This is a genomic window from Micromonospora sp. U56, assembly GCF_018070095.1.
Taxonomy (GTDB): domain Bacteria; phylum Actinomycetota; class Actinomycetes; order Mycobacteriales; family Micromonosporaceae; genus Micromonospora; species Micromonospora purpureochromogenes.
This window is the reverse complement of the sequence record NZ_JAGPYL010000105.1, coordinates 1-22,136: the sequence shown is the minus strand read 5'-3', so window position 1 is coordinate 22,136 and position 22,136 is coordinate 1. Positions and strand designations below refer to the sequence as shown.

At 74.0% G+C, this 22,136-nt stretch carries 22 protein-coding genes; 9 read left to right on the top strand and 13 right to left on the bottom strand.

Annotated features, from left to right (window positions below):
* On the top strand, positions 1-1,290 hold a 1,290-nt coding region (locus tag KBX37_RS26655; RefSeq protein WP_305798123.1), incomplete at its 5' end, for an ATP-dependent helicase C-terminal domain-containing protein.
* Between the two features lie 12 nt (positions 1,291-1,302).
* Here KBX37_RS26655 and KBX37_RS26650 read toward each other — a convergent pair.
* Positions 1,303-2,028, bottom strand: a complete 726-nt coding sequence (locus tag KBX37_RS26650) for a PP2C family serine/threonine-protein phosphatase (protein ID WP_210778637.1) — start codon at positions 2,026-2,028, stop codon at positions 1,303-1,305.
* A 239-nt stretch (positions 2,029-2,267) separates the two neighbouring features.
* Here KBX37_RS26650 and KBX37_RS26645 point away from each other — a divergent pair, with 239 nt between their 5' ends.
* Entirely contained in the window at positions 2,268-4,877 is a 2,610-nt protein-coding gene (locus KBX37_RS26645; RefSeq protein WP_374103913.1) for a glycoside hydrolase family 9 protein, read from the top strand.
* Between the two features lie 148 nt (positions 4,878-5,025).
* Here the strand turns inward: KBX37_RS26645 and KBX37_RS26640 are convergent, their stop codons facing one another.
* Together KBX37_RS26640 and KBX37_RS26635 are read right to left on the bottom strand one after the other, a co-directional pair.
* Entirely contained in the window at positions 5,026-5,538 is a 513-nt protein-coding gene (locus KBX37_RS26640) for a GNAT family N-acetyltransferase (protein WP_307849212.1), read from the bottom strand.
* Between the two features lie 243 nt (positions 5,539-5,781).
* Complete coding sequence (locus tag KBX37_RS26635) at positions 5,782-6,924, bottom strand: snapalysin family zinc-dependent metalloprotease (RefSeq protein ID WP_374103914.1); 1,143 nt, start codon at positions 6,922-6,924, stop codon at positions 5,782-5,784.
* A 198-nt stretch (positions 6,925-7,122) separates the two neighbouring features.
* Between KBX37_RS26635 and KBX37_RS26630 the strand changes: the two genes are divergently transcribed.
* Positions 7,123-8,412: an MFS transporter gene (locus tag KBX37_RS26630; RefSeq protein ID WP_210778635.1), complete on the top strand. Its 1,290-nt coding sequence runs from the start codon at positions 7,123-7,125 to the stop codon at positions 8,410-8,412.
* Between the two features lie 18 nt (positions 8,413-8,430).
* Here the strand turns inward: KBX37_RS26630 and KBX37_RS26625 are convergent, their stop codons facing one another.
* The 5 genes from KBX37_RS26625 to KBX37_RS26605 are packed head-to-tail and all read right to left on the bottom strand — an operon-like array spanning position 8,431 to position 12,999.
* On the bottom strand, positions 8,431-8,688 hold the full coding sequence (locus KBX37_RS26625) for a UBP-type zinc finger domain-containing protein (RefSeq protein WP_210778634.1): 258 nt from the start codon (positions 8,686-8,688) through the stop codon (positions 8,431-8,433).
* Positions 8,685-10,265 (bottom strand): Na+/H+ antiporter, encoded by a 1,581-nt coding sequence (locus tag KBX37_RS26620; protein WP_210778633.1) that lies wholly within the window; start codon positions 10,263-10,265, stop codon positions 8,685-8,687. Before KBX37_RS26620 ends, KBX37_RS26625 begins: the two co-directional genes overlap by 4 nt.
* Before the next feature lie 37 nt (positions 10,266-10,302).
* The gene (locus tag KBX37_RS26615; RefSeq protein ID WP_210778632.1) at positions 10,303-11,268 is read right to left on the bottom strand and encodes a TIGR03885 family FMN-dependent LLM class oxidoreductase; all 966 of its coding nucleotides are present in this window, start codon (positions 11,266-11,268) and stop codon (positions 10,303-10,305) included.
* A 42-nt stretch (positions 11,269-11,310) separates the two neighbouring features.
* On the bottom strand, positions 11,311-12,723 hold the full coding sequence (locus tag KBX37_RS26610) for an NADP-dependent succinic semialdehyde dehydrogenase (RefSeq protein ID WP_210778631.1): 1,413 nt from the start codon (positions 12,721-12,723) through the stop codon (positions 11,311-11,313).
* 12 nt (positions 12,724-12,735) lie between these two features.
* Positions 12,736-12,999 (bottom strand): DUF6343 family protein, encoded by a 264-nt coding sequence (locus tag KBX37_RS26605; RefSeq protein WP_210778630.1) that lies wholly within the window; start codon positions 12,997-12,999, stop codon positions 12,736-12,738.
* Positions 13,000-13,302: 303 nt separating this feature from the next.
* Between KBX37_RS26605 and KBX37_RS26600 the strand changes: the two genes are divergently transcribed.
* Both KBX37_RS26600 and KBX37_RS26595 read left to right on the top strand, forming a co-directional pair.
* Complete coding sequence (locus tag KBX37_RS26600) at positions 13,303-13,914, top strand: antibiotic biosynthesis monooxygenase (protein ID WP_210778629.1); 612 nt, start codon at positions 13,303-13,305, stop codon at positions 13,912-13,914.
* A 130-nt stretch (positions 13,915-14,044) separates the two neighbouring features.
* Complete coding sequence (locus KBX37_RS26595; protein WP_210778628.1) at positions 14,045-14,896, top strand: GDSL-type esterase/lipase family protein; 852 nt, start codon at positions 14,045-14,047, stop codon at positions 14,894-14,896.
* A gap of 161 nt (positions 14,897-15,057) precedes the next feature.
* Here the strand turns inward: KBX37_RS26595 and KBX37_RS26590 are convergent, their stop codons facing one another.
* From KBX37_RS26590 to KBX37_RS26580, 3 genes are all read right to left on the bottom strand, one after another.
* Positions 15,058-15,837 carry an EcsC family protein gene (locus KBX37_RS26590; protein ID WP_210778627.1) on the bottom strand — a complete coding sequence of 260 codons (780 nt, stop codon included), beginning with the start codon at positions 15,835-15,837 and terminating at the stop codon, positions 15,058-15,060.
* A 35-nt stretch (positions 15,838-15,872) separates the two neighbouring features.
* Positions 15,873-16,019, bottom strand: a complete 147-nt coding sequence (locus KBX37_RS26585; protein WP_210778626.1) for a hypothetical protein — start codon at positions 16,017-16,019, stop codon at positions 15,873-15,875.
* Positions 16,020-16,092: 73 nt separating this feature from the next.
* On the bottom strand, positions 16,093-16,962 hold the full coding sequence (locus tag KBX37_RS26580) for a peptidase M23 (RefSeq protein ID WP_210778625.1): 870 nt from the start codon (positions 16,960-16,962) through the stop codon (positions 16,093-16,095).
* 419 nt (positions 16,963-17,381) lie between these two features.
* Between KBX37_RS26580 and KBX37_RS26575 the strand changes: the two genes are divergently transcribed.
* The 3 genes from KBX37_RS26575 (at position 17,382) to KBX37_RS26565 (ending at position 19,715) form a co-directional block, all read left to right on the top strand.
* A complete protein-coding gene (locus KBX37_RS26575) occupies positions 17,382-18,302 on the top strand; it encodes a proteasome assembly chaperone family protein (protein ID WP_210778624.1) in 921 nt (306 codons plus the stop codon).
* A 203-nt stretch (positions 18,303-18,505) separates the two neighbouring features.
* Positions 18,506-19,303 (top strand): exodeoxyribonuclease III, encoded by a 798-nt coding sequence (locus tag KBX37_RS26570; RefSeq protein WP_210778623.1) that lies wholly within the window; start codon positions 18,506-18,508, stop codon positions 19,301-19,303.
* Positions 19,304-19,394: 91 nt separating this feature from the next.
* A complete protein-coding gene (locus KBX37_RS26565; RefSeq protein WP_210778622.1) occupies positions 19,395-19,715 on the top strand; it encodes an antibiotic biosynthesis monooxygenase in 321 nt (106 codons plus the stop codon).
* Between the two features lie 12 nt (positions 19,716-19,727).
* On the opposite strand, the gene KBX37_RS26560 is transcribed toward KBX37_RS26565, so the two are convergent.
* Together KBX37_RS26560 and KBX37_RS26555 are read right to left on the bottom strand one after the other, a co-directional pair.
* Positions 19,728-20,411, bottom strand: coding sequence for a class F sortase (locus KBX37_RS26560; RefSeq protein ID WP_374103912.1), 684 nt, complete (start codon positions 20,409-20,411; stop codon positions 19,728-19,730).
* 8 nt (positions 20,412-20,419) lie between these two features.
* Positions 20,420-21,007 carry a hypothetical protein gene (locus KBX37_RS26555; RefSeq protein WP_210778621.1) on the bottom strand — a complete coding sequence of 196 codons (588 nt, stop codon included), beginning with the start codon at positions 21,005-21,007 and terminating at the stop codon, positions 20,420-20,422.
* Between the two features lie 132 nt (positions 21,008-21,139).
* On the opposite strand from KBX37_RS26555, the gene trmB reads away from it, so the two are divergent.
* Entirely contained in the window at positions 21,140-21,853 is a 714-nt protein-coding gene (trmB, locus tag KBX37_RS26550; RefSeq protein ID WP_210778620.1) for a tRNA (guanosine(46)-N7)-methyltransferase TrmB, read from the top strand.
* The last annotated feature ends 283 nt before the right edge of the window (positions 21,854-22,136 follow it).

Sequence of the window (22,136 nt, the reverse complement as noted above, 5' to 3'; positions counted from 1 at the left end):
CTCGGCGCCGTTGACGCGGACGGCCGGATCACCGCGCGGGGCCGGGCGCTCGCGGCCGCCGGCGCCCATCCCCGGCTGGGCCGGGCCCTGCTCGACGGCGCGCCCCGGGTCGGCGCCGACCGGGCGGCGGAGCTGGTCGCGCTGCTGGCCGAGGAGGGCCTGACCGGCCGGGACGACGACCTGGTCGCCGGCTGGCGGCGGCTGCGCGGCAACGCCGACCCGGGGGCCACCGCCCGCTGGCGGACGGAGGTACGCCGGCTGCGCGCCGCCCTGCCACCCGCTCCCGGTGTCGGGGGCCGGGACCACCTGCCCGACGACCTGGCCGCCGGGCTGCTGGTGGGGCTGGCGTACCCGGAACGGCTGGCCCGGGTCCGCCGGGCCGGCGGGAGGTCGTACCTGATGGCGGGTGGGACCGCGGCGGAGCTGGCGCCCGGGTCGGGGCTGGCGGGCGTCGACTGGCTGGCCGTCGCGGTGGCCGACCGGTCACCCGGGGCGCCGACCGCCCGGGTGCGGCTGGCGGCGGGGTTGGACGAGGGCACCGCCCGGGAGGCGGGCGGACCGCTGCTGCGCGAGGCGCGGGAGGTCGGCTGGGTCGACGGTGACGTGGTGGCCCGGGAGGTGGTCCGGCTCGGTGCGATCGAGCTGCTGACCCGCCCGCTGGCCCGGCCGGAGCAGACGTTGCTGGCGGCGGCGCTGCGCGACGGGCTGCGCCAGGAAGGGCTGTCGGTGTTGACCTGGACGCCGGCGGCCCGCGCGCTGCGGGAGCGGATGGCGTTCTGCCGGCGGGCGCTCGGCGACCAGTGGCCCGAGGTCAGCGACGGCGCGCTGCTCGCGGCCGTCGACGACTGGCTCGGCCCGGAGCTGGCCGCCGCGCGACGGCGGGCCGACCTGGCCCGGATCGACGTGGCCGCCCCGCTGCGCCGGCTGCTGCCGTGGCGGCAGGCGGCCCGGCTGGACGAGCTGGCCCCGGAGCGGATCGAGGTGCCCAGCGGCTCGAAGATCCGGGTCGACTACGCGGACCCGGCGGCGCCGGTGCTGGCGGTGAAGCTCCAGGAGACGTTCGGCTGGCCGGCCGCGCCCCAGATCGCCGACGGCCGGGTGCCGGTGCTGCTGCACCTGCTCTCCCCGGCCGGCCGGCCGGTGGCGGTCACCGCCGACCTGGCGTCGTTCTGGCGTACCGGGTACCCGCAGGTCCGCGCCGAGCTACGCGGCCGCTACCCGCGCCACCCGTGGCCGGAGGACCCGGGCAGCGCCACGCCCACCCGGCACGCCACACCCCGGCGCCGCTGAACCGGCTCCGGCTCACTCCTCGACGATGTCGGCGATCAGCACGGTGACGTTGTCCGGGCCGCCGGCCCGCAGCGCGAGGTCGATCAGACGGCGGGCGCACAGCTCCCGGTCGGCGGTCTCGGCCAGCACCTCGGCGAGGGTGTCCGGGCGGACCACGTTGGAGAGGCCGTCGCTGCACAGCAGCCAGCGGTCCCCCGCCCAGGGGACCATGGTCGCGTACGTCGGGGAGACGTCCTCGCCCTGGAGCGCCTGGGTGACCACCGCCCGCCGGGGGTGGCTGGCGGCCTCCTCGGGACTGATCACGCCCTGGTCGACGAGCATCTGCACGAAGGTGTCGTCCCGGGTGATCTGCTTGAGCGTGCCCTCCCGGAACAGGTAGGCCCGGGAGTCGCCGATGTGTGCCAGGGCGAGGCAGCTGCCGGTCCGGGAGAAGAGCAGGGCGGTCAGTGTGGTGCCCATGCCCTGGCGTTCCGGATCCTCGGCGACCGCCTGGCGGATCCGCCCGGTGGCCAGCTCGATACCGCTCTGCAGCGCCGCCACCAGAGCGTCCTCGGGGGTCTCCACGTCCAAGGGGGCGATCGCGTCGATGGCGATCCGGCTGGCCAGGTCGCCGGCCGCCATCCCGCCCATGCCGTCGGCGACGGCGACGAGCCAGGCACCGGCGTGCAGGGCGTCCTGGTTTCCGCTGCGGATCAGCCCACGGTCGCTCGTCCCGACGGAACGAAGCTTCAGGGTCATGGGAGGCAGCCTGCCAGGCGAAGGCCGCTGTTGTCTCTAGGAGATCAGGACGACGGGTCGTGGCGCGGCGAATCTCACTGTCCTTCACGTTCTCAGGCCCATCGACTGCGGCCGGAAGGTCATCCAGCCCGATCAATTGACATGGGCGAGATGCGCTGGAAACATCGAGGCGATGCTGGGAGCGCTCCCAGACATCGCTCCCTCCCGACCCCCGCTCCCCCGCCCGGAAGGAATCCCCCGTGATCCCAATCCGACGCCGCCACCTCGCGTTGCTGGCGGCGACCGCCCTGGCCCTCACCGGCGCCGGCGCTGGCGTGGCCCACGCCGAGGTCCCGCCGGACGCCCCCGAACAGCTCAGCAACGGCGACTTCAGCGCCGGTGTCTCCCCCTGGTTCTCCTACGGCACGGGCGCGCTGGACGCGGCCGACGGCCGGCTCTGCACCACCGTCCCCGGCGGGTCGGCCAACCCGTGGGACGCCGGCATCGGCCAGGACGGGGTACGGCTCAACGCCGGCGCGGAGTACCGGCTCGGCTTCGACGTCTCCGCCACCCCCGGTGCCGCGATCAAGGCCGTCCTCCAGCTCGGCAGCGCCCCCTACACCACGTACGCGGCCGTGGGCGCCACCGCCGGCCCCGACAGCACCCGGGTCGAGCAGACCTTCACCGTGCCCGACGACAACCCCGCCGCGCAGCTGATCTTCCAGGTCGGCGGGTCCGCCGCCGAGCAGCGGATCTGCCTCGACAACGTCTCGCTGCGCGGCGGCGAGGCGGCCCCGCCCTACCAGCCGGACACCGGCCCCCGGGTGCGGGTCAACCAGGTCGGCTACCTGCCGGGCGGGCCGAAGAACGCCACCGTGGTGACCGAGGCGACCGACCCGCTGCGCTGGGAACTGCGGTCCGCCGCCGGCGCGGTGGTGGCCAGCGGCCAGAGCAGCCCGCGCGGGGTGGACGCCGCCTCCGGGCAGCACGTGCAGACCGTCGACTTCTCCGCGTACCGCACGCCGGGCACCGGCTACACCCTGGTCGCCGACGGCGAGACCAGCCACCCGTTCGACATCTCCGGCGGCCGCTACCACCGGCTGCGCGCCGACTCCCTCCAGTTCTTCTACGCCCAGCGCAGCGGCACCCCGATCGACGGCGACCTGATCGGCGCCGAGTACGCCCGCCCGGCCGGCCACGTCGGCGTCGCGCCCAACCAGGGCGACACCGAGGTGCCCTGCCAGCCCGGCGTCTGCGACTACTCCCTCGACGTGCGCGGCGGCTGGTACGACGCCGGCGACCACGGCAAGTACGTGGTCAACGGCGGCATCGCCACCTACCAGCTGCTGAACACCTTCGAGCGGACCAGGACGGCGGAGACCGCCGACGGTGGCGCGGCGCTCGGTGACGAGACCCTGCGGGTGCCCGAGCGCGGCAACGCGGTCCCCGACGTGCTCGACGAGGCCCGCTGGGAGCTCGAGTTCCTGCTGCGCATGCAGGTGCCGGCCGGCCGGCCGCTCGCCGGGATGGCCCACCACAAGATCCACGACCGGAACTGGACCGGGTTGCCGCTGGCCCCGCACGAGGACCCGCAGCCGCGCGAGCTGCACCCGCCGTCCACCGCGGCCACCCTCAACCTGGCCGCCGTCGCCGCCCAGTGCGCCCGCCTCTTCGCCCCCTACGACGCGGCCTTCGCCGCCCGCTGCGGTACCGCCGCGAGGACCGCGTACGCGGCCGCGAAGGCGCACCCGGCGAGCTACGCCAGCGCGGCCGACGGCACCGGCGGCGGGGCGTACGACGACACCACCGTCACCGACGAGTTCTACTGGGCTGCGGTCGAGCTGTACCTGACGACCGGGAAGAAGAGCTACCTGGACGACCTGACCGCCTCGCCGCACCACACCGGCGACGTCTTCGCCGCCGGCGGCGCCTTCGGCTGGCAGAGCGTGGCTGCCCTCGGCCGCCTCGACCTGGCCACCGTGCCGAACGGCCTGCCGGCCGCCGAGAAGGCCCGGATCCGCGCCTCGGTGACCGAGGCCGCCGACCGGTACCTGGCGGCGCTGCGCGCCCAGGCGTACGGCCTGCCGCTGCCCGCTGACGCCGGCAACTACGTGTGGGGCAGCAACAGCAACGTCATCAACAACGCGATCGTGCTGGCCACCGCCTTCGACCTGACCCGGAACGCCACCTACCGGGACGGGGCGGTGCAGGCGACGGACTACCTGCTCGGCCGTAACGCGCTCAACATGTCGTACGTGACCGGCTGGGGCGAGCAGCACGCCCGCAACCAGCACAGTCGCATCTTCGGCCACCAGCTGGACCCCGACCTGCCGAACCCGCCGGCCGGTTCGCTGGCCGGCGGCCCGAACGCCGCCCTCCAGGACCCGTACGCCGCGCAGTTGCTCGCCGGCTGCAAGCCGATGTTCTGCTACGTCGACGACATCAACTCGTACGCGACCAACGAGGTGGCGATCAACTGGAACTCGGCGCTGGCCTGGCTCGCCTCGTTCCTCGCCGACCAGGGCGACGCCGGGGCGGTGCCGGCGCAGCGCTGCGCCGCCACGTACCAGGTGCACGGCGCCTGGTCGGACGGCTTCAACACCCAGGTGACCATCCGCAACACCGGCCCGACCGCGGTGAACGGCTGGACCGTCCGGTACGCCTTCACCGGCGATCAGAAGGTCGAGCAGGCGTGGACGGCCCAGGTCAGCCAGTCCGGCGCCACCGTGACGGCCCGGAACCTGTCGTACAACGGGAAGATCCCGCCCGGCGGCAGCGTCACCTTCGGCCTGCTCGGCAAGGCCGGCACCCTCGCCAACCCCACCCCCAACCTGATCACCCTCAACGGCGCCGCCTGCACCCCGTCCTGACCGCTCATTCCGGCACCCCGCGCGCCGGTTTCAAGATCCGCGCAGATCCACGGAAAGAGTGGCCTCCCGGAGCCGGGAGGCCACTCTTTCCGTGAAAATGCGGCCACTCGGGCCGGGGGCGGCGACCGACGGCCGGGGGTCCGGTCCGCTAGCCCGTGGGCCTGCGCATCGCGACCCGGTCGGTCATGTCGAGGCCCAGCGCCGCCTCGGCCGCCAGCACCTCCGCCAGGCCGGGGCCGACCTGCGCCGCCGACAGCTCCACGAACCCGCAACGGGCGTAGTACGGCGCGTTCCACGGCACGCTGCGGAAGGTGGTCAGCGTGAGCGCCGGCAGGCCCCGCTGCCCCGCCCAGCCGGCAACGTGGTCGAGCAGCCGCCGGCCGACGCCCCGGCGGGCGTGGCTGGGGTGGACGCTGAGCTGCTGGACGTGGGCGCAGTCGTCGACCAGGTGCGCCACGGCGAAGGCGATCGGCTGGTCGTCCGGCCCGAGGGCCACCCAGACCCGGCCGGCCCGCTGGCCCTCGCCGAGCACGTCCAGGTCGAGCGGCGGCGCGTCGGCGATGTCGACCATGCCGATCTCCCGGAACGGCGCGCCGGAGGCCACCTCGATCCGTTGCAGGTCGGCGAGTTCGTCCGTCCGGGCCGTTCTGATCCGCTCCACGGCCCAGACCCAACCAGCTGCGGCGCGTGCCGCCCACCGAATTTCGGGCCGCCCGGCCGACCTGGACCGCCCGACTCGGGGCGGCAGCGGTCACACCGCCCGGCCCGCGCCCGGCCGGCGGCGGTCAGGCTGACGAACCGGACCGCCGCGACCGCTTCCGGAACGGCGGCGGTCGGGGCGGCCGGGCGGGGCGTCCGCGCCCGCTGCGGTAGGAACGGACGCCCCTGGGTGTACGGGTCGTACTCAGGCGGGCAGGCCGCCCACCTGGGTGTTGATCCAGGAGCGGATCGACGGCAGGTCGACGTAGATGGACGGGCCGGTGGCGCAGGTGGGGTTGTTGTTGCCGGCCCGGCTGGTGGCGCCGATCAGGTTCCACACCCCGTTGATCCGCCGCACCTGCGGGCCGCCGGAGTCGCCGTAGCAGGCGCCGGAGTTGCCGTTCGTGTTGTTGGTGCAGATCTCGTACGTCGCGTTGATGCCGATGCACCGGCTGTCGGCGACGATGGAGGTGTCGAGCTCGTTGGCGACCGCGGGTGCGGAGCCGCAGCCCCGCTGCGGGCAGGTCTGGCCCCAGCCGATGATCCGGGTGGCCGTGCCGACGGCGCCGGAGGTGCCCGGGATCGGTGCCGGGGCGTAGCCGACCGAGCTGGCCAGTTGCAGCAGCTTCACGTCCACGGACGGATGGCTCACCGCCCTGGTCACCCGGACCACGGTCCCGCCGCTGGTGCGGTTGACACTGCCCACCCGCACCGACGACGGGGTCGAGCAGTGCCGGGCGGTAACCGCCCAGTTCGCCTTGATCAGCGTCCCGGTGCAGCCGGAGACGTAGACCATCCACGGGTAGTTCTCGCTGGCCGGGCGGCCACCGACCACGAACGGCCCGGGGTCCTCGGCGCCGGTCCAGGTGTAGCTGACCCCGGTGGTGGGCGCGGTGAGCGTGCCGCCGAACAGCGAGTTCACCCGGGACGCCTCGGCGGCGCTCGGGTACGCGTTCCGGCAGGACACCGGCGCGCTGCTGCCGGACATCAGGTCGGAGCAGAGCCCGGTACGCCGGTCGGGCAGGCCGAGGATGTGGCCGATCTCGTGGGTGGCGATCCGGGTCCGGTCGTACCCCTGGTTCACCGCCTGCCGGCCCATCCAGACCCGGCCGGAGCCGAGACCGGTCGGCTGTGCCCGGGGCCAGCCGTCGTCGACGTAGATGGTGACGTTGCCGGGGGTGCGCGGCGCGAGCCGGACGGTGCTCACCGAGCTGTTCCAGATCGTGGCGGCCTGGTCGAAGTTGGTGCGGAACTCGCCGGCCCGGCTGGCGTCGTAGTAGACGGTCCGGACGGCCGCCGTGGCCGCCGTCGCCTCGACCGCGACCAGGCCGAGCGCCGCCAGCACCATCGCGAGCAGGGCGCCCGCCGTACGCGGAAGATTGTGTCGTCGGAACATCCGACCTCCCATCGATAGATGTTCATTGATGCTAGACGTATCGATGGATGTCTGTGGAATACCGGATTCGTCATATGCTGGTCATGGATGTGACCGGCGTCGCCCGCTTCGGGTCCCCGCAGGCGGCGACCGGTCCATACGGTCGAGCCGATGACCGTTCACGGGCGCTGGTCGCCACTGCCGCCGCCCGGCCGGCTGCGCACCCTGGCCCTGGCCACGCTCGCCAACACCGTCGGCTCGGGGCTCTGGCTGGCCGGCGCGCCCCTCTACCTGACCCGGGACGTCGGGCTGAGTGCCGCCTCGGTCGGGCTGGGGCTCACCCTCGCCGGGCTGCTGGGGCTGACCGCCGCCGTCCCGCTCGGCGGCCTGGCCGACCGCCGCGACCCGCGTACGCTGCGCGCGCTGCTGCAACTGCTGCAGGCCGCGGTCGCCGGGGCGTACCTGCTGGTCGCGTCCTTCCCCGCGTTCCTGGTGGTGGCGGTGCTGGACGCGCTGCTCACCGCCGGCAACCTGGCGGTCCGCGCCGCCCTGGTCGCCGCCGTCGGTGGACCCGAGGGGCGGGTGCAGGCGTTCGCCACCCTGCGCGCGGTGGCGAACCTCGGCATCGCGCTCGGCGCCGGGCTGGCCGGGTTCGCCCTGGCGGCCGACACGCACCTGGCGTACCAGGTGCTGGTGGTCGGCAACGCGATCACCTATCTGGTGTCGGCGGCGCTGCTGATGCGACTGCCCGGCTACCCGCCCCGGGCGACCCCCGCGCGGGCGACGTCGGGTCGGGCGCGGGCGCTGCGGGACCTGCCGTTCCTGGCCGTCAGCGGGGCGTCGGCAGTGCTGGCACTGCACGCCACGGTGCTCACCCTGGTCGTGCCGCTGTGGACGGTGAGCCGGACCGGGGCCCCGCCGGCCGTGGTGTCGGCGGTGCTGCTGGTCAACACGTCACTCACGGTGCTGCTGGCCGTGCGGCTCGCCCGGGGCTCGGACACCGCCGTCCCGGCCGCCGCCGCGATGCGCCGGGCCGGCCTGGTGCTGGCGGTGGCGATGCTGCTGTACGCGGCCACCACCGGCACGCCGGCCGGGCCGGCGACCGGCCTGCTGCTGCTCGCCACCACCGTCTACACCGTCGGCGACCTGTGGCACAGCAGCGCCGGCGCGGGGCTCGCCTACGGCCTGGCCGCGCCGGAGTCGATCGGGGCGTACCAGGGGGTGGACGGGTTGCTCGCCGGTCTCGCCCGGGCCGTCGGACCGGCGCTGCTGACCTGGGCGGTCCTCGACGGCGGGGTCGCCGGGTGGTGCGCGCTGGCCCTGCTCTTCGCGCTCGTCGGGCTGCTCGTCCCGGCCCTGACCCGGCGGGCTCTCGCCGGCGGTGCGGGGCAGGCGGCGAACGGCCTGCCCGCACCGGCGCACCGTGCTGCCGCTCGACGCAGACCCACCGGCCGGCACTGATCCGGGAAACCGGACCGGTCAGCCGATCTCCTCGTCGACGAAGCACCAGCGCCAGGTCTCCCCCGGCTGGATCGAGCGCATCACCGGGTGCCCGCTGGACTCGAAGTGCTTCGTCCCGTGCTGGTACGGCGAGGAGTCGCAGCAGCCGACGTGCCCGCAGGTCAGGCAGGCGCGCAGGTGCACCCAGTAGTCGTTGCCGATGGCGACGCAGTCCGGGCAGACGTCCTCGGCCTGTGGCTCGGCGTCGCCCGCCTCGGTCAGATGCTGGCAGCTCACTCGTCGGCCTTCCGGGTCAGCAAAGACTCCTCCAGGTCCAGGTCACGGTACGCCCGCACCAGCACCTCCTCCGGTATCCGGCCGGAGTCACGCGCGGCCCGGTACACCTGCCGCTCGGCGTCGATCATCTCCTGCCGCAGCCGGCCGTACGCCTGGGACGGGGTTTCCCGGCCCTCGCCGCCCAGCTGCTCCCAGGCCAGGTTGGTCCGCGCCTCCAGCAGCTCGCGCAGCCGCTCCACCACCGACGACGGCGCGCCGGGCGCCAGCTCGTACAGCCGGTCCCGGGCCGCCTTGCTGGCCTGCTGCTGCACCGCCGCGGCGGAGAGCGCGTCCTGCACCGGGTCGTCCGGCGGCAGCTTCAGCCGGCGGGCCACCATCGGCAGGGTTGCCCCCTGCACCACCAGGGTCACCACGATCACCGCGAAGGCCAGCCAGATGAACAGCTCCCGCTGGTAGGGTCGGTCCCCCGCCAGGGTCAGCGGCAGGGCCAGCGCGGCGGCGAGCGTCACCACCCCGCGCATCCCGGCCCAGCCCAGGACGATCGGCACCCGCGCCGGTGGGGCCGGGTCCCGGCGTCGTACCCGGGGCACCAGCCGGGCCAGGTAGGTGGCGGGGAAGAGCCAGACGAACCGGGACAGGAAGACGGCGAGCAGCACCGCGAGGGTGACGCCGGCCAGCCGGCCGATCGGTTCGTCGAGGTCGCGGACCACCTCCCGTAGTTGGAGGCCGACCAGCAGGAAGACCAGCCCCTCCAGCAGGAACCGGGCCAGCCGCCAGAACGCCCCGACCTGCAGCCGCGAGGCCGCCGACATCAGCAGCGGCATCTTGTGGCCGATCCCGAGCCCGGTCACCACGACCGCGACCACCCCGGAGGCGTGGATCTCCTCGGCGGCGAAGACCACCGCGAACGGCACGATCAGCGACAGCGCGTTGTCCAGCAGCGCGTCACCGGTTCGCTTGTGCAGGTAGCCGAAGACGACCACGCCCAGCAGACCGACCAGGACGCCGCCGCCGGTGGAGCGCAGCACCTCCCAGGCCACCTCCCCGAACTCCACCCGGCCGCCGCTCACGGTCGCGGCGATGATCGAGACACGGAGCAGCACCAGCGCGGTGGCGTCGTTGACCAGGCTCTCGCCCTCCAGGATGGTCACGATCCGGCGGGGCAGCCCGACCCGCCGGGCCACCGCCGTGGCGGCCACCGCGTCGGGCGGCGCCACCACCGCGCCGAGCGCCAGGCAGATCGCGTACGGCAGGCCCGGCATGAGCAGGTACACGACGGTGCCCACCACGAACGCGGTGAACAGCACCAGTCCCACCGCCAGCAGCAGGATCGGCCGCAGGTTCAGCCGGAACGCCGGCACCGACGTCTCCAGGGCCGCGACGTAGAGCAGCGGCGGCAGGATGCCGACCAGGACCAGGTCCGGGTCGAGCCGCACCTGCGGGAAGCCGGGCAGGTAGGACAGGGCGAGACCGAGGACCACCAGCAGGATGGGCGCGAGCACGCCCAGCCGCCGGGCCAGCGCCGCGCCGAACGTCGCGATCGCGAGGAAGACCACGACCTCGAACAGAGCCTCCATGGGTACGAGCCTAGGGGGGCCCGGCGGCGGGACGAGATCAGGCCGTGGTCCGCAGCTTCGGCAGCACCTGCGCGCCGAACGTGTCGATGAAGGCGCGCTGCTCCTGCCCGACGTGGTGCAGGGCGATCTGGTCGAAGCCGAGTTCGACGTACTCCTCCAGCCAGCCGACGTGCCGGCCGGTGTCGGCCGAGATGTTGACGACCTCGGCGACCTTCTCCATCGGCACCTGCTCGGAGACCGCGTCGAAGTGCTCGGCGGTGTCCAGGTCCCAGCAGATCGGCGGGGCGAAGACGTTGCTGCGCCACTGGTCGTACGCGATCGCCTCGGCCTCGGCCTGCGCGAGCGCCCAGCTGACGTGCACCTGCAGGTGCAGCGGGCCGCGTCCGCCGGCGTCCCGGTAGGCGTCGATCATCTGCCGCAGGTGGGCGGTGGGGGCGTTGACGGTGATCAGGCCGTCGGCCCACTCGGCGCACCAGCGGGCGGTGGCGACGCTGACCGCCGCGCCGATCAGGGCCGGCGGCTGCTCCGGGCGGGTCCAGAGCCGGGCCCGGTCGACCCGGACCAGGCCGTCGTGGCTGACCTCCTCACCGGCGAGCAGCGCCCGGATGACGTCGACGCACTCGCGCAGCCGGGCGGCGCGCAGATCCTTGCGCGGCCAGCCGTCGCCGGTGATGTGCTCGTTGCTCGCCTCGCCGGTGCCCAGCGCGGCCCAGAACCGGCCCGGGTACATCGCGCCGAGGGTGCCGATCGCCTGCGCGATGATCGCCGGGTGGTAGCGCTGGCCGGGCGCGTTGACCACGCCGAACGGCAGGCCGGTGGCCTGGAGGGCGGCGCCGAGCCAGGACCACGCGAAGCCGGACTGGGCCTGCCGGGCGCTCCACGGCGAGAAGTGGTCCGAGGACATGGCGGCGTCGAAGCCGGCCCGCTCGGCGTGGATCACCGCATCCAGCAGCCGGCTCGGGTGGATCTGCTCGTGGGAGGCGTGGAAGCCGAACACCGTCATGGGCTCATCCCTACCCATGACGGTGTCCGGCCAAAAGCGGGGCTACTCGGCGTGCGCGCCGGCACCGGCCGATGCCGCGCCCTCGCCCACCCAGACGGTCTTGGTGTTGCAGAACTCCCGCATGCCGAGCGCGGACAGCTCCCGGCCGTAGCCGGAGTTCTTCACGCCGCCGAACGGCAGCTCCGGGTACGAGGTGGTCATCCCGTTGATGAACACGCTGCCGGCGTCCAGGTCGACGGCGAAGCGCTCCTGCTCCTGCGGGTCGGTGGTCCAGGCGTTCGAGCCGAGGCCGAAGGCGGTGCCGTTGGCGACCTCGATCGCCTCGGCGTAGGACGACACCCGGAACAGGCCGGCGACCGGCCCGAAGACCTCCTCCGACCACATCCGCATCTGCGGGTTCAGGTCGGTGACCACGGTCGGCGGGTAGAACCAGCCGGCGCCGGCGGGCTTCTCGCCGCCGCAGAGCACGGTGGCGCCGTGGTCGACCGCGTCCTGCACCTGGGCGTGGATCTCGTCCCGGCCGCGCTCGCTGGCCAGCGGCCCCACGTCGGTGTTCTCTTCCATCGGGTCGCCCACCCGCAGCGCGGACATGTTGGCCGCGAACCTGTCGGCGAAGGCGTCGAAGACGTCGGTGTGCACGATGAACCGCTTGGCGGCGATGCAGGACTGGCCGTTGTTCTGGCAGCGGGCGGTGGTGGCGACCTCGGCGGCGCGGTCCAGGTCGGCCGACGGCATCACCACGAACGGGTCGCTGCCGCCGAGTTCCAGCACCGTCTTCTTCAGCTCCCGCCCGGCGATCTGGCCGATCGAGCGGCCCGCCCCCTCGCTGCCGGTCAGCGTGGCGGCGCGGACCCGCGGGTCGCCGAGGATCCGGTCCACGGCCTCCGAGCCGACCAGCAGGGTGGTGAACGCGCCTTCGGGGAAGCCGGCCCGGCGGAACAGCTCCTCCAGGTAGAGGGCGGTCTGCGGCACGTTGGAGGCGTGCTTGAGCAGGCCGGTGTTGCCGGCCATCAGCGCCGGCGCGGCGAACCGCATCACCTGCCAGAGCGGGAAGTTCCACGGCATCACCGCGAGCACCGGCCCGATCGGCTGGTACCGCACGAAGGCCCGCCTGGCCTTGACCGCGCCGGCGTCGGCCGGTTCGTCGGCGAGCATCCGCTCGGCGTTGGCGGCGTAGAAGCGGCAGGCGGTGGCGCACTTGGTCACCTCGGCCTGCGCCGCGACGTACGTCTTGCCCATCTCGGTGGTCATCAGCCGGGCGGTGGCGTCCCGTTCCGCGTCGAGCAGGTCGGCCGCGGCGTTCATCCACTGCGCCCGCTGGGCGAGCGTGGTGCCGTGCAGGTCCCGGAACGCCACGTCGGCCCGGTCGATCGCGGCGTCGATCTGCTCGGCCGACATCGGCTCGTACGACTTGAGCAGCTGGCCGGTGGCGGGATTGGTGGTGGCGATGGGCATCTCGTACTCCTGTCACTCGAAGAGTGAGTGCCGCACGCCCGGCTCCTCACGGCGGCGCGCGGCGCGGCGGCGCTGGATGACGACCAGGTCGACCACGGCGACCACGGCGAAGACCGCGCACACCACCCCCAACCAGACCACCTCGGCCCAGAACGCCAGCACCGCGAAGACGGTCATGGTGACCAGGCCGAACAGGGCCAGCGCGAGCCGGAGGTTCAACGCGCTGTACGCGTGGCCGACCGTGCCACGGGCACGCCGGGGCTGCGATCTCGTCATTCCTCCGGCCTACCCCGCAGGACGGGCCCTAACCGCCCGCCCCAGCCGCCGCACCGACCGCCGCCGTCCCACCCGCGAACCGGACCTCACGCCCGGTTCGCGGCGATCCCGCCCCGACGTCACCCCGACACCCCGCGAACCGGGCCGGGGCCGACGCGCTCAGGGGTCCGGGTCGGCTCGGAAGGGCGGGGCGGTGATGCCGGCCACGGAGCGGGTATGCGGCGGATGCGGCCGGCGGTGGGTTGCGCTACACCGACGCGCAACGACCGGGCCGACACCGGCGCGGGCGGGAAGGATGAGGGCATGACCATGACCCACGCGGTGCCGGTGACCGTCGCCATCGCCCGGCGCGCCGACCCCGCGCGCGCCCACGAGATGGTCGCCTGGATGCGGGCCGGCAGCGCGCTGGCCGAGAGCTTTCCGGGGTTCCTCGGCATGGGCTGGGTGCAGAGCGCGCCCGGCTCGCCGGAGTGGCACATGCTCTACCGGTTCGCCGACCACGAGACGCTGCGCCGCTGGGAGGAGTCCCCGCAGCGGAACTGGTGGCTCACCTCGGCGCAGGGCATCGTCGAGCACACCCGGGTCGAGCGGCGCACCGGGATCGAGGGCTGGTTCGACCCGCCGGTCGACCACGTGGTCGAGACCCTGGCGCCGGCCGTCGGCGAGCCGGCCGCGCCGGTGTCCCCGCCGCGCTGGAAGCAGGCGGTGACGATCTGGCTGGCGTTCTTTCCGCTGAGCCTGGCCGCCACCCTGCTCACCGCCCGGTTCATCGGCGGGGTGCCGCTGGCCGCGCGGACGCTGCTCATGACGCTCTGCCTGACGCCGCTGATGACGTACCTGGTGCTGCCCCGGATCACCCGGGCGCTGCACTGGTGGCTGCACGGGCAGCGGCCGCCGTGGCGGGCGTCCCGCTGACTCGTCCTATCAAATTTATGTTTCTAAATATTTACTCTGCCTGAAAGTCGACACGGACGGCCCAATCCAGCCGGCCGCCCCCGTAGAGTTACCGCGCTGTCGCTCTGCGCCGCCGGACCGGGGGAACACAATGCCTCGACGCTGGGTCGCCGCCGTCGCCTGCCTGCTGGCGCTGGTCGCCCTCGCGTGCGAGGAGGGCGGCAACGCCTCGCCCCGGCCGACGAGGGAGTCCGGCCAGTCCGGCCTGCCCACCACCATGGCCGCGCTCGGCGACTCGATCACCACCGGCTTCGGCTCCTGCCTCGTGCTCACCTCCTGCCAGCGCAACTCCTGGTCCACAGGGGACGGCATCCGGGTGGAGAGCCACTACCGCCGGCTGCTCGAGGCCAACCCGGACATTCGCGGCCGGGCCCACAACCATGCCGTGCCCGGGGCGCGCGCCGAGGCGCTCGCCGGGCAGGCGCAGGCGGCCGTACGCGACAAGGCCGACTACGTGACCGTGCTGATCGGCGCCAACGACGCCTGCCGCGACGACATCGACACGATGACGCCGGTGGCGACGTTCCGCACCCAGGTCGACCGTGGCCTGCGGGTGCTGCGCAAGGGGCGACCGAAGGCCCGCGTGCTGGTGGTGAGCATCCCCGACCTGTACCGGCTCTGGGAGGTCGGGCACACCGACTCGCGGGCCACCCGGATCTGGCGGGCCGGCATCTGCCCCTCGCTGCTGGCCGACCCGACCTCCACCGCCCCGACCGACCGGGCCCGCCGGGCCAGGTTCCGCGACCGCATCGACGACTACAACGCCCAGTTGAAGGCGGCCTGCCGGGCGTACGGGACGCGCTGCCGGCACGACGGCGGGGCGGTGCACCGGGTGCGCTTCACCCTGGACGAGGTGAACGGGCTCGACTGGTTCCACCCCAACGTGGCCGGGCAGAACCGGCTCGCCGACGTCAGCTTCTCCACCGCCGGCTGGCGACTCTGACGGGCATTCCGAGCGGGTCACCGGGACGCTCGGGCCGACCGGCAGAGCCGGAGACGGAACGGTCGACCGCCGACCGCGGGCGGCGTGCACCGCTGTCGCCCGCCGGGCCCGCGGAACGGCGGCGCCCCGGAGACCGGGGCACCGCCGTGCGGCCGTGCGGGTCAGGAACGGCGGGGCTGCGGCACGCCGCCCCGACCGGCCCGGTAGAGCGCGCAGGCGCGCTCGGCGAGGTCCTTGGTGGCCGAGGAGTTGGCCCAGGTGCCGAGGACGATGGCGGCGCCCGGCACGACCTTGGCGAACATCCGCTTCGCCGCGCGGACCCCGGCCATCTGGGCCAGCCGCACGCCGAGCCGGAGCATCACCTTGCCGAGCGGGTTCTGCGCGCCGTGGCCGAACAGGGCTCCGGCCCGTTCCCGCCCCGCCGCCACGCCCAGGGCCAGCCGGGCGCTCTCGGCGACCTTGTGCACCTTCTGCAGCACCAGCAGGTCGGTGGCCCGGTCCGGGTGCACCGGGTCCACCCCGTACGCGGCGGCGATGTGCAGCACCAGCCGGGCCTGGGTCCAGGCCAGCACGCCGACGTCGATCACCGCGCCGGGGAGTCCGGCCGCGCCGGAGACCGCCCCGGAGAGGCGGGCCCGGTTGACGAACTTGCGGACCGCCTGCTCGGCGAGGTCGTCGGCGGAGACGTCGGGGCGTGCGGCACGGGCCCGAGCCGCCCACTCGGCGGCCTCCGGCCCCAGCCGGCGCACCGCCTCCAGGGCGAGGTGCTCCGGCGCGTACTGCGGGTCCTCCCGCATCCGGTCCCAGAGCCGGGCGGGCGGCGCCTCGGGGGCGTCCGGCTCCCCCGCCCGGTTGGCCGGCGGGGTGACCGCCGCCGCCGGGCTGGCCGGCGGCGGCGTGGGGGTCGTGGGTTCGTCGTCGACGGGGGCGGAGTCGGTCACGGGGGCTCCCGGTGTCGAGGGCGAGCGGGGGACGATCAGCGGCGGCGGCTGGAGAACCGGTTGGCCACCTGCCTGAGCTTGGCCCGGTTCTCCGGCTTGGCCAACTCACGCCGGCCCCGGTCGACCAGCTGTTGCCCGCGCGGCGAGCGCAGGAACGCCCTGATCCGTTGCACCAGTGACATGTCGTCCTCCGTTCGGTGGTCGTGCATCATGTGTACCCCGAACGGACAACCGACAACCGACAACCGGCGCCGATCAGGCCAGGATGGCCTCGACCACCTCGGTCGCCCGCCACTCGTGCTGGGCGTAGGCCCACGGGAACGCCGAGACCTGCACGGCCTGGGCCGCGTCGGTCAGCGCCAGGTACTGCCAGCCGGGGATCTCCAGCAACGCGGAGAGGAACGCCTGGGTGGCGTACTCGGGGTCCATCAGGTCGCGGACCTCGCCCCAGCCGCTGCTGGGCCGCTGCTGGAACAGCCCGACCGAGTCGTGGTCCCAGCCGATGGCCTGGTGGGGGTAGTTCTGGGACTCGGGCAGCACGCCGCTGGCGTAGTTGTAGAGGTTGCTCTCCTGCATCGCGGTGGCCACGGCGATGATCAGGGCCTGTCGGGGCACGCCCATCTTTCGGCCGGCCTTGACGATGGCCGTGGCGTTGTCCATCTGGGCCCGGTCCAGGCCGGCGACGGGGGCGATCCGCTTCGGCTTCGGCTTGGGCTTCGGCTTGGCCTTCTTCGTCGCGGTCGGCGACGGCGAGGCGGTCGGGGTGGCGGCGGGGGTCGGGGTCGCGGTGACCGGGGTACGCGCCTGGCCCCGGGAGGCGACGCCCTCCTGCGCCCGCTCGGTGAGCGCCGGCTGGGCGGCGACCGGGTCGAGCCGGTCGGCCGGCAGGGCCTGCACGCCGGCGAAGGCCGCCACGCCGAGGCAGCAGACCACGCCGGAGGCGAGCGCCACCCGCGACGGGCGGCGGGTCAGGGGGTTAACGAGGGCGCCGAGGCGGGTACGGAGCGAGGGAGCGGCCTGAGTGCCACGGAGAACGCCGACCTGAACGGACGAGGGGGTATCGTCCGAACGGCCAGTCGGGCCCTCGTGGGCGTACTGGTCGTCGATGGTGTCGTCGTCACGCATCCGACGACGTTAGGCAGGCGTTTTACGGGTCACCCACCGTGAGCGAGTGGCCCTCGCCACAATCCGACGGGTCGAACCGGGACGCGTCGGTGGTGCCCCGTGGCCGCGGGGCGTAACCCCGCAGAACCGGCATCTCGGGAAGACTCCCCGGCGGCGGGAGTTCCGGAACGACGGGGTCGGCATCGCCGGCCCGGCCCGCATGATCGACCATATCCCCCGTTGGTATGAGCGACTGGTAGACCAACGGACAACCGCGCCTCGGATGATCAGCGAAATGCGCGCTTCGTCCGTCTTTGCTCGCCAGGATCGCCGCGAACCGCCCGTTGCTGGAATGGATACCGCGGGCGGGTACGTTCGGCGAACCGGGAGCCGTGCGCGCACGGCGGCCCGTACGCGCGTTTCCTCAGGAGGTCCGACCGGTGCTCGACCCACACGAGCTCTACCAGCTCACCGACGATCTGCCCGACCTCGGGCAGCCGGTGCTGATCCAGGCCCTGACCGGCTTCGTCGACGCCGGCAGCGCGAGCCGCCTGGCCCGTGATCAGCTGCTCACCTCGCTGGAATCGCGTCAGATCGCCACCTTCGACGTCGACCAGATCTTCGACTACCGCTCCCGCCGCCCGGTGATGACCTTCGTCGAGGACCACTGGGAGCACTACGACGCGCCGGAGCTGGCGCTGCACCTGCTGCACGACGACGACGAGACCCCCTTCCTGCTGCTCACCGGCCCGGAGCCGGACCTGCAGTGGGAGCGGTTCGTGGCCGCGGTCGCCGCCCTGGCCACCCAACTCGGCGTCCGACTCACCGCCGGGCTGAACTCCATCCCGATGGCCGTGCCGCACACCCGCCCCACCGGGGTGACCGCGCACGCCACCCGGCGCGAGCTGATCTCCGGCTACGAGCCCTGGCTCCAGCGGGTGCAGGTCCCCGGCAGCGTCGGCCATCTGCTCGAGTACCGGCTCGGCGAGGCGGGCCGGGACGCGATCGGCTTCGCCGCGCACGTGCCGCACTACGTCGCCCAGACCGAGTACCCGGCCGCCGCCGAGGTGCTGCTCTCCTCGGTCTCCCGCAGCACCGGGCTGCTGCTGCCCAGCGACAGTCTGCGCACGGCCGCCGAGGTGGTGCGGGTCGAGATCGACCGGCAGGTCGCGCAGACCGACGAGGCCGCCGCGCTGGTCCAGGCCCTGGAGGAGCAGTACGACGCGTTCGCCCGTGGGCGCGGCGAGAAGAACCTGCTGGCCGCCGAGGCCGGGCCGCTGCCCACCGCCGACGAGCTCGGCGCCGAGCTGGAGCGGTTCCTGGCCGAGCAGACCCGACCCGGCGACACCCCGAACGGCTGACCCGGCCGACCGCTGAACAACCGGCGGTCGGCGCCGTCACCAACCGCGCCGGCCGCCCTGGCTGGCCCAGCCGGCACTGACCGAATACGGCCGATCGCTGTCCTCGCGATGCCGGCCCGCCCGCCGCCAGATTCGAGCCGATCATGCGGCGCGCCGGGGCGGCTGGCCCGGCGTGCCGGGGCCGGATACGGCAGGCTGAAGGCATGCGTCTGGCGACCTGGAACGTGAACTCGGTGAAGGCCCGCCTGCCCCGGCTGCTCGACTGGCTGGCCACCACCGGCCCGGACGTGGTCTGCCTGCAGGAGACCAAGTGTCCCGACGGTGCCTTTCCCAGCGCCGAGGTGGGCGCGCTGGGCTACGAGGTGGCCAGCCACAGCGACGGCCGGTGGAACGGGGTGGCGATCCTGTCCCGGGTCGGGCTGGCCGACGTGGCGGTCGGATTCCCCGGCGAGCCCGGCTTCCCCGAACCGGAGGCCCGGGCCATCTCGGCCAACTGCGACGGGGTCCGGGTCTGGTCGGTGTACGTCCCGAACGGCCGCTCCCCCGACGACCCGCACTACGCGTACAAGCTGGCCTGGTTCGCCGCGCTGCGGGATGCGCTGGAGCCGGAGCTGGCCGGTGGGGCGCCGGTGGCGGTCTGCGGCGACTTCAACGTCGCACCGACCGACGCCGACGTCTGGGATCCGGCGCTCTTCGTCACCTCCACCCACGTCACGCCGGCCGAGCGGGCCGCCCTGGCGGCGCTGCGCGACCTCGGGCTGGTCGACGTGGTGCCGACCCCGATGAAGGGCCCGCACCCCTTCACGTACTGGGACTACCGGGCCGGGATGTTCCACCAGAACAAGGGCATGCGGATCGACCTCGTCTACGCCTCCGCGCCGTTCGCCCGGGCGGTCCGCTCCGCGTACGTCGACCGGGAGGCCCGCAAGGGCAAGGGCCCGTCCGACCACGCCCCGATCGTGGTCGACGCCGAGCTGGTGCCGGCCGTCGAGTCGTTCTGAGGCGCGCTCCGGGTGGTCCGGCGGGCCTGGCCGGCGTCGGGGAGCGGGCGGGACGTCCACCCGATGATCGGCAGCTGGTTAGGGTGGAGCCATGGCAGTCGTGAAGATCAACGCGATCGACGTCCCGTCCGGCGCCGGCGAGGAGCTGGAGAAGCGGTTCGCCGCCCGGGCCGGCGCGGTGGAGCACTCCCCCGGGTTCCTCGGCTTCGAGCTGCTGCGCCCGGTCGCCGGGGAGAGCCGCTACTTCGTCTACACCCGGTGGGAGAGCGAGGAGGCGTACCAGGCGTGGGCGGCCGGCCCGGCCCGGGCCGCGCACGCCGGCGGTGCGGGCGGCGAACAGCGACGCCCGGTCTCCTCCGGCGCCACGCTGCTGGAGTTCGAGGTCGTCCAGCAGGTCACCGGCAAGGGCTGACCGCCCGGCCGGTCAGGGCTGCCGGGTCTCTGCCAGCGACGCGAAGGCGATGACGTTGTCCTCGTAGCCGGTCCGCCCGCCGACCCAGGCGCCGCCGCAGGTGATCAGCCGTAGCGCCGGCGGCCCGTCCTCGCCGTAGACCCGGTCGGCCGGCAGGTGGGACTTGTCGAAGTACTCGACCGAGTCGACGGTGAACACCGCGACCTTGCGATCCTCGCGGGTCACCTCGATCCGGTCGCCGGGCTTGAGCTTGCGCAGCTCGTAGAAGACGGCCGGGCCGCTCTTGGAGTCGACGTGCCCGACGATGATGGCGCGACCCGGCTCCCCCGGGGTCGGGCCGCGGTCGTACCAGCCGGTCTCGTGGTGCCGGTTCAGGGGCGGTACGTCGATCGACCCGTCCTTCGCCTTTCCCACCGGGGCCACCGGGGCGGTCACCTGGATGGCCGGCACCGCGAGGCTCACCGGCCGGCTGGCCGGCAACCCGCCGCCGCGCCCTGCGTCGGGCCGCTCCTGCGCGTCCGCCGGGCGTTGCTGGCCGGCCGCCCAGTCCAGCGGCCCGACGGTACGCCCGAGACCCGCGCCGGTGGCGAAGACGCCGAGCAGCACCAGGGCCGCCGCGAGCGGTACCGACCAGGGGCTGCGTGCCGAGGTACGGTCGCCGCGGGCGGCCGGTGTGGAGGCGGGTTGCGAGGCCATCGCGCCGCTCAGCCTCGGGCGGCGCCACGGGGGCGGCGGGCCGCGATGATGCCGACGGTCGCACCGGCGATGGTCAGGGCCAGGCCACCGGGTACGAGCAGGCCGGTGAGGTTGGCGCCGGCGGCGCCGCCGAAGCCGGTGTGCGGGCCAGGGCTGGGCTTCATCGACTTGACCACCTGGAGCATCGTCGAGGCGGTCGCGCCGTCCCGGCACTCCAGCTTGACCCGGTAGTTGCCCGGCCGGGTCCGCTCCCGGACCTCGGCCGAGGCGGTCAGCTCACCACGCTGGGAGTGCACCTGCACCCGGCCGAAGGCGTCGGAGACGACCGTCGCCGGGATGGAGTTGTCCCGGCAGCTGGCCCGGATGCCGACCAGATAGCCGGGCTGAACCATGCTCGGGCGCACCTCGACGAAGACCACGTTGGGCGTCGGCTGCGGCTCGGCGGCCTGCAGCGGCCAGACCTCAGCCGGCTCGCTGGGGGCCGGGGCCGCCACCGCGGGTGGCGGGGCGGCGAGCGCCGCGCCCGCCCCGAGCAGCGCCGGGCCGAGGGCACCGAACGTGATGGCCAACGCGGTGCGCTGGAGCGTGATCGACATCCTGCCCCCTTCCGGCCGCCTCGGGCAGTGCCGGGACAGCGAGCGCCGGCCTGCCGTACGGGATGAATCGTCTCACCCCCGGGCGTACATCACATCCGATACGACCGAACCGTCGCGTACGCTCGGGTCGCTGTGACCTCCACCGACCAGAACCCCGCCGTCCCGGCGGCCCCGCCGGCCGCCCGGATCCGCACCTTCCACCCCCGCCGCGGCCGGATGAGCGGCCGCCAGACGGACGCGCTGGAACGGCTCTGGCCGGAGTACGGCGTCGACATCGCCGAGCTCGACGGCCCCTTCGACCCGGCCGCGCTCTTCGGCCGGGGCGCCCCCGTGGTGCTGGAGATCGGCTCCGGCATGGGCGACGCCACGGCGGCGATGGCCGTCGCCGACCCGGGCCGGGACTACCTGGCCGTCGAGGTGCACACGCCCGGCCTCGGCAACCTGCTGGAACTGGTGGAACGGCACGGGCTGACCAACGTCCGGGTGGCCAAGGGCGACGCGCTGGACCTGGTCCGTGCCATGCCGACCGGCGCTCTGGACGCGGTGCACGTCTTCTTCCCCGACCCCTGGCCGAAGGCCCGGCACCACAAGCGGCGGATCGTCCAGCCGGAGCACGTGGCGTTGCTCCGCTCCCGCCTGCGGCCGGGTGGCATCCTGCACTGCGCCACCGACTGGGCCGAGTACGCCGAGTCGATGCGGGAGACCCTGACCGCCGACCCCGGCCTGGCGGACCCGCACCACGGTTTCGCCCCCCGACCCCCGCACCGCCCGGTCACCAAGTTCGAGCGCCGCGCCCTGACCGCCGGCCGCCCCGTCTTCGACCTCATCCACCCCCGCCACCCCTAATGGGAGGTGTCGGGTTGGCCGGGAGGCAGACTCGATGTCCGGTAGCCGCGGGCGAGTGAGCACTCCCACCCCTTGGACCGGTGAGTCCTAGGGTCAGACCGTGCCCTTGCCCGTGGTCGGGAGACAAACGGCTGATGGGATGTCGTGCCTGCCGGATTGGCGTGAGCACTGGTCCATTAGGGCGCTGGTTCTCCTGGGGCTGCTGACGGGTTTTCGGCAGGACGGAGGCGGGTGTGCTGTTCGTCGGTGACGACTGGGCGGAAGATCATCACGATGTGGAGGT

Coding starts and splice junctions, on each gene's coding strand:
- KBX37_RS26630 (WP_210778635.1), top strand. CDS start 7,123: ATGACCGTTCACGGGCGCTGGTCGCCACTGCCGCCGCCCGGCCGGCTG.
- KBX37_RS26650 (WP_210778637.1), bottom strand. CDS start 2,028: ATGACCCTGAAGCTTCGTTCCGTCGGGACGAGCGACCGTGGGCTGATC.
- KBX37_RS26635 (WP_374103914.1), bottom strand. CDS start 6,924: ATGGTGCTGGCGGCGCTCGGCCTGGTCGCGGTCGAGGCGACGGCGGCC.
- KBX37_RS26580 (WP_210778625.1), bottom strand. CDS start 16,962: ATGCGTGACGACGACACCATCGACGACCAGTACGCCCACGAGGGCCCG.
- KBX37_RS26565 (WP_210778622.1), top strand. CDS start 19,395: ATGGCAGTCGTGAAGATCAACGCGATCGACGTCCCGTCCGGCGCCGGC.
- KBX37_RS26555 (WP_210778621.1), bottom strand. CDS start 21,007: ATGTCGATCACGCTCCAGCGCACCGCGTTGGCCATCACGTTCGGTGCC.
- KBX37_RS26600 (WP_210778629.1), top strand. CDS start 13,303: ATGACCATGACCCACGCGGTGCCGGTGACCGTCGCCATCGCCCGGCGC.
- KBX37_RS26620 (WP_210778633.1), bottom strand. CDS start 10,265: ATGGAGGCTCTGTTCGAGGTCGTGGTCTTCCTCGCGATCGCGACGTTC.
- KBX37_RS26585 (WP_210778626.1), bottom strand. CDS start 16,019: ATGTCACTGGTGCAACGGATCAGGGCGTTCCTGCGCTCGCCGCGCGGG.
- KBX37_RS26615 (WP_210778632.1), bottom strand. CDS start 11,268: ATGACGGTGTTCGGCTTCCACGCCTCCCACGAGCAGATCCACCCGAGC.
- KBX37_RS26610 (WP_210778631.1), bottom strand. CDS start 12,723: ATGCCCATCGCCACCACCAATCCCGCCACCGGCCAGCTGCTCAAGTCG.
- KBX37_RS26605 (WP_210778630.1), bottom strand. CDS start 12,999: ATGACGAGATCGCAGCCCCGGCGTGCCCGTGGCACGGTCGGCCACGCG.
- KBX37_RS26595 (WP_210778628.1), top strand. CDS start 14,045: ATGCCTCGACGCTGGGTCGCCGCCGTCGCCTGCCTGCTGGCGCTGGTC.
- KBX37_RS26560 (WP_374103912.1), bottom strand. CDS start 20,411: ATGGCCTCGCAACCCGCCTCCACACCGGCCGCCCGCGGCGACCGTACC.
- KBX37_RS26570 (WP_210778623.1), top strand. CDS start 18,506: ATGCGTCTGGCGACCTGGAACGTGAACTCGGTGAAGGCCCGCCTGCCC.